The organism is Skermanella sp. (assembly GCF_059503625.1).
In genome coordinates this window covers 1-10,165 of the sequence record NZ_JCACHA010000759.1, presented here as the reverse complement: position 1 = coordinate 10,165, position 10,165 = coordinate 1, and the positions used below count along the sequence as shown (strand labels likewise).

Annotated in this window: 14 protein-coding genes; 2 read left to right on the top strand and 12 right to left on the bottom strand. The window is 62.8% G+C overall.

The window, feature by feature from the left end; all coding sequences use genetic code 11:
- Positions 1–629, bottom strand: a 629-nt coding sequence (locus AC5JJ6_RS26360; protein ID WP_496044915.1) for a YrrC family ATP-dependent DNA helicase, incomplete at its 3' end; no start/stop codon positions are given.
- 6 nt (positions 630–635) lie between these two features.
- Positions 636–1,001 (bottom strand): hypothetical protein, encoded by a 366-nt coding sequence (locus AC5JJ6_RS26355; RefSeq protein WP_496044914.1) that lies wholly within the window; start codon positions 999–1,001, stop codon positions 636–638.
- Between the two features lie 250 nt (positions 1,002–1,251).
- Between AC5JJ6_RS26355 and AC5JJ6_RS26350 the strand changes: the two genes are divergently transcribed.
- A complete protein-coding gene (locus tag AC5JJ6_RS26350) occupies positions 1,252–1,632 on the top strand; it encodes a hypothetical protein (protein ID WP_496044913.1) in 381 nt (126 codons plus the stop codon).
- On the opposite strand, the gene AC5JJ6_RS26345 is transcribed toward AC5JJ6_RS26350, so the two are convergent.
- The 8 genes from AC5JJ6_RS26345 to AC5JJ6_RS26310 form a co-directional block, all read right to left on the bottom strand.
- Positions 1,611–1,955 carry a hypothetical protein gene (locus AC5JJ6_RS26345; RefSeq protein WP_496044912.1) on the bottom strand — a complete coding sequence of 115 codons (345 nt, stop codon included), beginning with the start codon at positions 1,953–1,955 and terminating at the stop codon, positions 1,611–1,613. The genes AC5JJ6_RS26350 and AC5JJ6_RS26345 overlap by 22 nt on opposite strands.
- Entirely contained in the window at positions 1,955–2,278 is a 324-nt protein-coding gene (locus AC5JJ6_RS26340) for a hypothetical protein (RefSeq protein WP_244619392.1), read from the bottom strand. Before AC5JJ6_RS26340 ends, AC5JJ6_RS26345 begins: the two co-directional genes overlap by 1 nt.
- 99 nt (positions 2,279–2,377) lie before the next feature.
- Positions 2,378–2,788: a single-stranded DNA-binding protein gene (gene ssb, locus AC5JJ6_RS26335; RefSeq protein ID WP_496044911.1), complete on the bottom strand. Its 411-nt coding sequence runs from the start codon at positions 2,786–2,788 to the stop codon at positions 2,378–2,380.
- A 31-nt stretch (positions 2,789–2,819) separates the two neighbouring features.
- Positions 2,820–3,614 (bottom strand): hypothetical protein, encoded by a 795-nt coding sequence (locus tag AC5JJ6_RS26330; RefSeq protein ID WP_244619393.1) that lies wholly within the window; start codon positions 3,612–3,614, stop codon positions 2,820–2,822.
- A 36-nt stretch (positions 3,615–3,650) separates the two neighbouring features.
- Complete coding sequence (locus AC5JJ6_RS26325; RefSeq protein ID WP_496044910.1) at positions 3,651–4,550, bottom strand: YqaJ viral recombinase family protein; 900 nt, start codon at positions 4,548–4,550, stop codon at positions 3,651–3,653.
- Between the two features lie 187 nt (positions 4,551–4,737).
- Positions 4,738–5,388: a helix-turn-helix domain-containing protein gene (locus AC5JJ6_RS26320; protein ID WP_496044909.1), complete on the bottom strand. Its 651-nt coding sequence runs from the start codon at positions 5,386–5,388 to the stop codon at positions 4,738–4,740.
- Between the two features lie 212 nt (positions 5,389–5,600).
- Entirely contained in the window at positions 5,601–7,001 is a 1,401-nt protein-coding gene (locus AC5JJ6_RS26315; protein WP_496044908.1) for a methyl-accepting chemotaxis protein, read from the bottom strand.
- Positions 7,002–7,171: 170 nt separating this feature from the next.
- Complete coding sequence (locus tag AC5JJ6_RS26310; protein ID WP_496044907.1) at positions 7,172–7,636, bottom strand: hypothetical protein; 465 nt, start codon at positions 7,634–7,636, stop codon at positions 7,172–7,174.
- Between AC5JJ6_RS26310 and AC5JJ6_RS26305 the strand changes: the two genes are divergently transcribed.
- A complete protein-coding gene (locus AC5JJ6_RS26305) occupies positions 7,620–8,351 on the top strand; it encodes a hypothetical protein (protein ID WP_496044906.1) in 732 nt (243 codons plus the stop codon). The genes AC5JJ6_RS26310 and AC5JJ6_RS26305 overlap by 17 nt on opposite strands.
- 661 nt (positions 8,352–9,012) lie before the next feature.
- On the opposite strand, the gene AC5JJ6_RS26300 is transcribed toward AC5JJ6_RS26305, so the two are convergent.
- Both AC5JJ6_RS26300 and AC5JJ6_RS26295 read right to left on the bottom strand, forming a co-directional pair.
- Positions 9,013–9,375, bottom strand: a complete 363-nt coding sequence (locus AC5JJ6_RS26300) for a hypothetical protein (protein WP_496044905.1) — start codon at positions 9,373–9,375, stop codon at positions 9,013–9,015.
- Between the two features lie 65 nt (positions 9,376–9,440).
- Positions 9,441–10,165: cation diffusion facilitator family transporter (locus tag AC5JJ6_RS26295; RefSeq protein WP_496044904.1), on the bottom strand; the 725-nt coding region annotated here is incomplete at its 5' end.

The following is a 10,165-nucleotide window of genomic DNA, read 5'->3' as shown; positions in this document are numbered from 1 at the left end:
GCCAGCCGGTAGGGGTTTTCGGAGATGAGCTGGATCGCATCGGCGCCGTAGGTCTTGAAGATGCGGACCGAGCGTGACGTGCCGACGCCGTGGGAGTGCAGGAACAGCATGATTTCCCGGATCACCTTCTGGTCCGCCCAGCCGGAGATGATCCGCTTGACGCGGACGGGGCCGATCCCGGGAACCTCGCGCAGCCGGTCCGCCTCCCGCTCGATCACGTCGAAGACGTCCGCGCCGAAGGCTTTGACCAGCTTCCTGGCATAGACAGGGCCGATCCCGCGGATCATGCCGGAGCCGAGATACTTCTCGATGCCCTCCGCCGTGGTCGGCATCGTCGTGCGCAGGAAGCCGGCCTTGAACTGGAGGCCGTGGGTGCGGTCGTTGTTCCAGGCGCCGGTCGCCTGGACGAACTCCCCCGCCGAGATCGACGCGGCATGGCCGACGACGGTGATCAGATCGCGATGGCCACGCGCCTTGATGCGGAGGACGCAGAACCCGTTCTCCGCATTGTGAAAGGTCACCCGTTCGACCAGACCCGCCAGCACTTCCCGGTCGGGCGCTGCGGGCGCATTCTGTTTGGTCCCTGGTGCCACCCTCGGCTGAACCGCTGCTGCTGCCAACGCTGTCATTGCACCCTAACCGGAAAGCGCTTCGGCATGTTGCCGGGATTTGGTGCGGCGCCGGGGAGCGGGCTTTGCTTCCGCCGTCCGGACCTCCGGAGATGCGGCGACTGCCGGCTCCGGCGGAGCGGCGGGCTGGGATATGCCGGCATAGCGTTCCATGATCTCGCGCACCGCCTTCTCGTGACGGCGCTCGAGGTCGTTGCGGGAAAGCGCCAGCAGATGCCGGGCCTTCTTTTGCTGGATCAGGATACGCGCTTCCGCCACAGCGGTATCGTCTTCGAAGACCAGCCACAGCTTCAGCCGGCCGCGGGTAAGGTTGAGGGCGTGCTCGACACGCATCGACACAGTGTCGGAAGGGCGGTTTTTCGTCGCTGCCATCATCTTTTCCAGGATTGATAGGAATGAGGACCATGGAAGGTCCCGAAATAGATTATACGTTCATGCTTTGTTCCAACCAAGAACAATGGAACATCTTGAAAGATGTACCAAAAACACCACATATAATCTGTCCCCGTAATGCTGCCTTCAAGGCTCGAACGCTCTGCCGCCGGTTTACCGGATGAGCGGCTCGCGTCGACCTGCGGCATGTCTGTTCCGGGGTTTCGAACCTCGCTGCGGAGAAACGATCATGCGGTATCTTCCAACCATCCAGCTCACGTCGCAGGTATCCATGCTGTTGTCGGAAGGAGCCCTGCGGCTACAGCCGGGCCAGTGGGTCACGGGCGACAAGGGTATCGGACGATATCTGCGGACCGACCACAGGACCGGCACGACCTATGTAAGCTGGGTCAGACCCGGTGACGACTGGGAAACGCAGTCGCAACGGTTCCACCGCGCCTGCATGAAAGGATATGTCGGCAAGTATGCCTCGCGCTACGAAGGGCTGAAGCCGGCACGTCTTACCGGTCGGAGGCTCGGCGACCGCAGGCTTCGAAGCCGCGGTCCCGCGATCGACCTGCCCTCTTCCAAGGCGGAAGAGGGCAAGCCTTATTCGGCGGCGACCTCGTAGCGTTCCTCATGCCGGGGAACGACGCCAAGGGTCATGCCGACTTCCTCGTCGGTCATGGCCTTGGGGAACGACGCTACATAGCGGTCGAGTGCCGCGATGCAGTCGGCGACGGAACCGGCGCCTACCGCCTTGCAGTCCTCGAAGGCATAGGGCGTCGGGCGGAACCAATGGGTGACGTAGCAGCCGCCGTGTCCCTTGCCGGCACTCAGCGCCGCGGATTGATCGATAGTGAAAGCGAAGCGGCCTTCGAAGCCGATGCGGGCATGAGCCTCGCGCAGGCGCTTCTGAAGCTGTTCCAGCGTCATCTCGGATGTCTTTCTCATCATGCGGCCTCGTCCATGCTGCCGTCGATGCGGTGGCGCGCCCAGTCGGCGTCGTCCCAGAGCGCTTGACTGACGGCACGCAGATGGCGGGCGAGCGCCGGCTTGGTATCGGGCCGGACCAGACGGTCCAAGTGGCAGGCAAGCCCTTTCGCTTCGGCGTGGACCCAGCGGGCGAACCGGCGGTCGCGTTCGGCGGCAGACCGATACCAGCGGGGCATCTGGTCGAAGGAGCTTTCCAGTTCGTCTTCCCAGGCGGTGCGCGTCAGCAGACCACTGGGGGAACGGTAGATTTCGCCGATGTCGGCGTTGTCGGTCATGGTCATGCGAGGGGTCCTCCAGTGAGGCTTCCTCCGGGCGCGGAGCTGCATTTATGCAGTGATACTAAGATGGTGCCTCCGCCGAAAAATGCGATATCGCATCCATCAAAACGGCAGTTCGTCGAAGGCGAATCTCTTGTCGAATACCGGCTGGTTGGTCTCGACGCCGTCCACGGTTTCCTCATGCGGGCGTGCGCCCGACAGGACCTGGAAACGGCTGGTGAAACGGTCCAGCACGACCTCGGTCGAGTGGTTGTCCTTGCCGTCCCTGCCGCTCCAGCGGCGGGTCCGGATCTGGCCTTCCAGCGCTACCAGGGTACCCTTGCGGGCACGGCGCTCGATCACGTCGACCAGCCGCTCGTCCCAGACGACGACGCGGTGCCACTCCGCCCGTTCCTCGCCCTTGGCGACCTCGCTGGTCGCAAGACTGAAGCTCGCCATGCGGCTGCCGCCGGCCGTGATGCTGATTTCCGGATCGCGGCCAAGGCGGCCGACGGCTATGAAGCGCTGATACATCGGGAATTCTCCTGACCGGCGGCAGGCGGCGTCAGGCCGCCTGCTGGTCGTTCTCGTGGCGTTTCAGGATCTCGTTCTTCTTCTGCGAAAAAGCGGAAATCATGCGGTTCTGCGCGGCCTTGTCGACCGAGCCGATTTCCCGGATCCGGGCGTTGATGCCGCTGCGCCACAGGTCGTCCAGCGCGTCAAGGTCGGCTATGGCGTCCAGCTTCTCCTTCAGGTCGGCCTCGAACTTTTCGACTGCCGGGGGCTGAAGATCCGGGTTGCTCTTGACGGTGTAGAAGACTTCCGATTCTTCGCGATACTTGCTGTCGTCGAACTGGCCCAGATAGATGTCGGCGGCCAGACCGACCTGGAGCATGCATTTGCCGATGGCGTCGGTCATCGACATCTTGAAGCACTCGTCGTCGGGACGCTCGGTGCCGTCGCGGTTGCGGCGGACCATCTCGGTGCCGCCCCACTGCGGTCCGGTGAAGTGCTTCTCGCCGCTCTGCGGATCGACGTACCAGACGCGGCAGCAGATGAAGACCATGCGCTCGGCGATCGTCCACTCCAGCTGTTCGTAGCCCCATCCCTTGCCGACCGGGCCGAACACTTCTGTCATCATCTGGAGACGCCAGGCCGGATCGATCTGGGTGCCGCGGAAGCCGCCGGCCCGCTGGAACGGCTTGGTCGCCTTGGGGTCGGTCCGCTTCAGCGCGTTCCAGAACTCCATATTGTCGCGCACGGGGTTGTCGCGCATGGCGTCGTCGCGCATGGGCACTTGGCCGCCGGCCGGGGCGTGTTCGGTTTCCGGCCCTTCGGCCGGCTTTGCAAAGCGTGGCATGCTGCGGTTCTCCAAGGCTCGATCAGGTCAGAAAGCTCAGTCGTTCAGAAGGTCGTAAGCTGGCTCCGGCAGCCAGGTCTCCGAGCGGTTCCGGTACTTGCGCGGCAGGTCGCCGAGCCGCAGCGACAGCTTGCCGTCCCGCGACCGGCTGAGGACGATACCGCGCGCCGCCGGATCGGACGGCGGCACGAAGGCAATGCGGGCACCGGCCGGCATCATCGCCTTCAGTTCGGCCTCGGCCGCCCGGTAAGCCTGTACCCGGTCGTGGTTGTCGCTCAGCACGCCGCCGACCGTAACAAAGCGGTTATGCATGGACATGTCGAGAACGGTCATTTCCTCGATATCGGGCGCTTCCAACGGCAGCGGGTCACCGGGTTCGATATCGTTCTCGACATGCCACCAGAACGCCTGGATCGTTTCAAGCAACAGCCCGGCGTCCGAGTCGTTACGCTCGACCGCCAGACAGGAATACCCGGTAGGGCGCAGGACGGACAGGATGCAGTGCCGGTAGCCGGACACCATCATCTGGTGCTGAAGCTGCCAGTAATATTTGGTCGCCAGATCCTCGTCGGTCTTGAAGCCGGAATGGAACTTGGCCTCGAGGATGGTGTCGGGCGGCTCCATCGGGTCGCGCGGCGGCGCTTCCCAGGTCATGAAGTCCAGGTTGGCGACGATATGGTCGAACCTGGGATGCACATAGGTACGGTGATCGGCGGGATAGGCACCTATTCCTGTGCGAAAGGTATAGAAGCGGGGATGGAGATGTTCGGTCGCAATGCCGATCTGTACTGCCGGAACGAAGTCCAGCCGAGGCGGTTCCGCCTTACCGGTCTTCTCGAGCCATAGAGTCGCCCAGTCGCCGCCCATGATGCGGGCTGCGTCGCTGGACCCTATGCGCCCGGCCCGGAACTCTTTCTGGTCTTCGGACAATGCCATCTGTCGATCCCTGAGCTGCTGCACCTTCGCATCAGCGTCATCCCTATATGGGCATAGTTTCCCCAATGTTAACTGCGAAATCGCAATTAACCAAGAACAAAATGGGAACGGGATCGAGAATCCGACTCGGAACGGAGTCCGAGTCGCGGCAGACTGGAAAACTGGTGCTTACCGCCTCGCGCCGGTGTCAGACGACCGCCTCGGCGCGCAGCGGCCGGACGACGAGGATGGCGACGCCGACGACTTCGGCGCCTTCGGCGACCATGGGGCAGCAGTCGGGATCGGTGCTGATGGGCACCAGTTGGGGATGGTAGTAGCGATAGGCGCAGATAGAGTTTCCATCGACCGTGATCACCATGTCGCCCTTGCGGGGCGGCACCTGATCGACCGGCTCGATCACGATCTGGTCGCGCGGCAGCAAGCCGCCGGCGTTCATGTGCAGCGAGTTGATCTGGAGAGCGAAGGCACGGGGCGATGTCGGATGGTCCAGCAGAACGCTCGGTCCGCCGCCGTTCAGCGCAGCGCTGACATAATCCTGCGCGTCCGTACGCGATAGGGCCATCACCCTGAGGATCTGGTCGTGGCTGAGTACGGGCACCCGGCAGGCGGGCGACAGCTGGGTATTGGTCGACAGGAAGCGCGGTTCCGATCCGGCGGCGAAAGCCAGTTTCCCGATCGTCTCGGCGCTCGGCATGCTGGCGTTTCCCGGGTCCTTCAGAAAGCGCGTCAGGTTGGTCGCGGTGACGTCGGCGCGCCTGGCCCATGCGGAAGCCGTCCAGTCGCGCTCATCCATGACGGACTTCAGCCAGCGGTAGAGCGATAATCTAATCTGTTGCATCGGCTGAACCCCGTAGTGCGAAAGCCGGCGGCACCATGATGGCGTCCATGCAAGTTCGCAAGGATAGGGCCTTCATTTGCAAGAAATCAGTGAATATTCCTGCAAACTCGCAGCCTCACCCCTGCTTTATAGGACACATTGCCAAGGTAACAGGATTTCGTTCGCGTTTGTTGCCAATAATTCCCCTGGTTTGACGACGTAACAGCCGCGAATCAGGAAGTCGATGCCGTATAGCCGAGCCTCAGCGCGCCCCAGTGACGGCCCCCGACGGTAATCGGCGCCGAAACATCCTTCATCAGGCAGTACTGCCCGCCTCCCATATCCCGGCGGTAGGTCTGCAACAGGAATGGCCGCGTATTGCGGCCGGCGGCCAGACCGACGCGGTCGTCGAAGATCCGCCGATTACGCCCGTTGGCCGTGTTCCAGGCGACATCGGCGCCATGGGGCTTGGAGAACTTCCTGTTATGGGTCGGCAGATAGCCGTTCCGGTCGACCGTTACGCAGAACACCATCCGCTTATCGGATTCCAGTAGGGCCTCCTGTATCGACGGCAGCATCGCGTCCGTGAAATCGGTGAAGCGAGACCGCAGCTGCTGCGGATCGGTGCCGGGGATAGGCTGGTAGGCTTCATCGAACAGCGCATCCTCGGTCAGCCGCCCGGAGCGGATCGCATCCTCGAAGAGAGCCGAAATGCGGCTGGCGGTGTTCTGCGCGTGCCGGATGAAGGGAGTGTCGATCGTCTCGACATCGAGCTCGGCAATGATCCCGATCAGCCTTTCGCTGACCCCAAGCAGTTTGTTGACCCTGTCGCGCGCGGAGTTGAGGTCGCTGCTGGAAAGCTGAACGTCGCCCGTCATGTCGGCGATACGGGCTTCGAACGACCGCGACGTCTCGCCGATCACCATGGCGGCATCGTCGATCCGTCCGGTTTCCCGGTCGACCTCGACCATCGCGGTGCCGACCATGTCGATCATGGATCCCAGCGCCTGGGTGCCTGCTCCGACGGCCTTCGCCTTGACCATGCTCTCGCCACTCTCGGCAATCAGCAGACGTGCCTGTTCGTTGAGAAACCGTAGGGTCGTGTCGATCTCGGCGGTGGCCTCGCCCGTCTTGCTCGCCAGAGCCTTCACCTCGCCGGCAACCACGGCGAACCCGCGTCCGGCCTCGCCCGCCCGTGCCGCCTCGATCGTCGCGTTCAATGCCAGCAGGTTGGTTTGCTTGGCGATCGCGTTGATCTCCTGGGCGACCTTGCCGATCCGGATCAGTGCTTCACGCAGGCCGGCAAGCTGGCTTTCCATGCCGGTGACACCTTCGACCAGGGCGCCGATGTCGGTCAGCGAAGTCTTGAGACGACCGCGCGACTGCTCCACTTCGGTCAACGCACCATGGGCGACCGAACGCGCCGCCTTCGCAGCCGTGGCGATATGGCTGCTGCTGCTCGTCACGCTGTGGGCGGCATCACTCAGCCCGGCGAAGATCTCCGTCTTCTTCGCCATGCGCGAGCTGACATCCTCGACGCTGCCTGCAACGTCGGCGATTTCGATCCCCAGCGTTCCCGCTTCCTGCGCTACCGCGCCGATCAGGAACGACTTACCGCTCAGCATGGTGTCCATAGGCTGGCAGATCCATTTTTAATTGTTTCGGAGTTCTGATTCCTCCGTTTCAAAATGCTCACATTTGTTTATTAAATGAACCTTAATTAGCGAATGACTTAAACGCTCAATCTATCGGTCGATCGGAATCGATCTCGGCTCTTATGCTTTTAGTTGAAAACGCACCAACTTCATACAGCCTGAAATTCCGGCTGGCCGAAGCTGTCGAAGATGGAGAATCCTGCGATCGATGGGATCTGGAACAAGGCGGCGGACTGCCACTGGAAACCGTCGCTTATGGAATCCCGCGACTGGGAGCGGTCGGCCGGGTAGTCGCCGAACAGACCGCCGAACCCCTGTGAAGTGCCGGAACCTCCCGGCAGGGCAGACCAGTCCTGGCTCGCGTCGCAGGCATCCCGGTTCGAGGCCGAGGCATTGCCGTCGGGTGCCGGGTCGGCATCTCCCGCGCCGGTCGATCCCAGCTCGGTCCCGCTGCCGTCGTCTTCGGCGCTCCCGCCCTCCTCGCCGGCGTCTTCGCTCCCAGGCAACTTGACCTTCAGGCCGCCGGGGTCGATGCCGAAAACGCGCATGCCCTCGCCTATCCGGCCGGCCAGTTCCGCTCCCCGGCCGCAGATGTCCGTGAACAGCGTCGTCAATGCGCCGGAAGACCCGAGCACCGCTTCGAAGCTGTGGGTCAGCTCTGCCCAAGGCCCGCCAGGCTCCGGCCTCGCCATCCGGCCCCAGGGTGGCGGCGCTGCTGCCGAATGCGGTCAGCATGTTCCGGTCCATGGCTGCACTGCCGGTCAGACGGTCTGCGTCCGCATCATAGGACAAGTCACGGAACAGGCCCGCTACCGGCCCCTGCCCGGCCAGTTTCAGCATCGCCGCATCGCGGACCTCGTCGAACAGGCTGGATATCTCTTCCGGCGGCAGGACGTTCGCAATCCCGACGCCGGAAGCATTGCCGAAATAGCTGTCCAGAAAGCTGGCCTGTGCCCTGTCGGCTGCGCCGCCTCCGGTTCCGTCGATCCCAGCCCAGCCGTAAAGGATTCCCGTTACTTCACGTTCCACCGTGACCAGGAAGCCGGCGTCCGCCCCACCCCGGCCCGAAGACATGAAATCGGCCACCCGCTGCCTCAGGCCGTCGCTCGCCCCGATAGCCTCGCTGAGATCGGGCAGGTGCCCGCGACCGCGCAGATTTGGGAAACCTTCTCCGCTCTCGGGATCGGATATCCAGCCGGCTTCGGCATCGCCGGTAAACCCGGCATCGAAACCGAAGCCTTCGCGCGGAGTGCCCGCTTTTTGCAGAAGTTCCGTCCAGCCATCGGCATTGTCCTGATCGAACAGGCCGTCCGCGCCGAGATCGCCTGACGCCACTGCGACCGCCGCCGCGGCTCGGGTAGTCAGGGTTCGCACATCCAGGGCGGCGACAGCCGAAGCGGCGGCTCCGTAGTCGGTTCCCCAGTTGCGCGAACCTTCCCCACCGGGGCGCTTGGCGTTTTCCTCCATTTCCAGACCGCCATCGCCACCGGCGCCGGCACCTCCTCCGGCTTCGGTGAACATCGCCTCCAGCATCTTGCCGTCGAATTCCGACACCGCCCGAAAGCCGTCCTCGGGGATCGAAGGGCCTATCGTCCGCTCCGCACAGGCGTCGCTCTCTTCCCGCGCCGGCCTGGGCAAGGCGGCATGGTTCGGCCTGCGGCCGGTGAAGAAACTGAGAAGCTGACTCCCCGCGCTTGCAGAGAAAACACCCATCGAGAGCTCCGAAATTCGTCGAGGCGACCTGTTCGAGGCACTCTCTTAACAGTGGTCTCCGCAAAATAAAACGCCGCCAAATCTGCTAGTTAACCACACACAACAATAATAAATCTAATAAAAATCCTGCCATCGTATTCTGTTTCGATACGATGGAGTTCATTAGAAACTGAAACCTAACTCTTTCGTATAGGTGTTTATTATTGAAAGGTATATGAAAACTGCCGGATAGATAAGTTCTTTAGCGACAGCATGCCGCAATGCGGGATTGGATCGGCTACTGCTTCTCGACTACTTGCCATCCATTCCCGGCGCGGCTCAACTTGAGCCTTGCTTTGGCGCCGCGCTGGTTGAGCGTCAGGGCACCCTTGTGTTCGACCATCACGTCGAACTGGATCGAGGCTACGTAGATCCCCTTGCTGTCGGTGACGGCACCCAGCTTCTTCAAATTGACGATCCGCACGGCGTCGGGGATCATCCCGGCGTTCGGTCCCGCCGCCTGTCCGATCCTGACGAGCGCCAGTTCCTGGTTCGTGGAAGCTTCAAGCAGGCTTGCTATTGCGTCCTCGGACGGCACCTCATCCTGGCAGGCGGTCAGCGCCAGCACGGTCATCAACAGCGCAGCCAGTTTCCGTATCACGACCGACCCCGAACGTCGCCTGATCCATATCCACGTCAGATGATCGGGTTATCGAGGTTAAGATTTCACAAACCACGCCGGAGCCGGCCGGCTTCGGCGATCCGGGTGTCGAGCCGGTCGTCGCTGAGGCCGTAGGGTTCCTGGTGGACCAGCACTTCGGCCTGTGGAAAGGCCTCCATCAGCTGGGCTTCCACCGCATCGGTGATGTCGTGGGCGGCGGCCAGCGTCAGGTGGCTGTCCAGTTCCAGATGCAGTTCGATGAAGACGATGCTGCCGGCATTGCGGGTGCGAAGGTCGTGCATGTCACGGGTGGCAGGATGGGCCATGACGATGTCCCGGATGCGTTTCCGGTCGGCATGCGGCAGTTCGCGGTCCATCAGGGTATCGAGCGACCCCTTGGCGATCCGGGTCGCGCCGAACACCAGGAAGGCGGCGATGCCGAGCGCGAAGATGGGGTCCACAGACCCTATGCCGGTGGCATCGGTGATCACGAGCGCCGTGATCACCGCAAGGTTCATGAACAGGTCGCCGCTGTAGTGCAGGCTGTCGGCGCCGATCGCCATCGATCCGGTCCGTCGGATCACATGGCGCTGATATGCCACGAGGCCGACGGTCAGGAAGATGGAAAGGATCATGACGGCGACGCCGGCAAGACTTTCCTGGATCGGCTGCGGATTGATCAGCCGGTTGATCGCCTCATAGCTGAGAAAAACGGCCGATCCGGTGACGAAGGCAGCCTGGGCGAGCGCCGCCAGCGACTCCGCCTTGCCATGGCCATAGCGATGGGAGC

Bases quoted from the DNA above. Each gene is read 5' to 3' on its own strand.
- AC5JJ6_RS26315 (WP_496044908.1), bottom strand. From the start codon at position 7,001: ATGGACACCATGCTGAGCGGTAAGTCGTTCCTGATCGGCGCGGTAGCG.
- AC5JJ6_RS26355 (WP_496044914.1), bottom strand. From the start codon at position 1,001: ATGGCAGCGACGAAAAACCGCCCTTCCGACACTGTGTCGATGCGTGTC.
- AC5JJ6_RS26350 (WP_496044913.1), top strand. From the start codon at position 1,252: ATGCGGTATCTTCCAACCATCCAGCTCACGTCGCAGGTATCCATGCTG.
- AC5JJ6_RS26340 (WP_244619392.1), bottom strand. From the start codon at position 2,278: ATGACCATGACCGACAACGCCGACATCGGCGAAATCTACCGTTCCCCC.
- ssb (WP_496044911.1), bottom strand. From the start codon at position 2,788: ATGTATCAGCGCTTCATAGCCGTCGGCCGCCTTGGCCGCGATCCGGAA.
- AC5JJ6_RS26330 (WP_244619393.1), bottom strand. From the start codon at position 3,614: ATGCCACGCTTTGCAAAGCCGGCCGAAGGGCCGGAAACCGAACACGCC.
- AC5JJ6_RS26325 (WP_496044910.1), bottom strand. From the start codon at position 4,550: ATGGCATTGTCCGAAGACCAGAAAGAGTTCCGGGCCGGGCGCATAGGG.
- AC5JJ6_RS26320 (WP_496044909.1), bottom strand. From the start codon at position 5,388: ATGCAACAGATTAGATTATCGCTCTACCGCTGGCTGAAGTCCGTCATG.
- AC5JJ6_RS26345 (WP_496044912.1), bottom strand. From the start codon at position 1,955: ATGAGAAAGACATCCGAGATGACGCTGGAACAGCTTCAGAAGCGCCTG.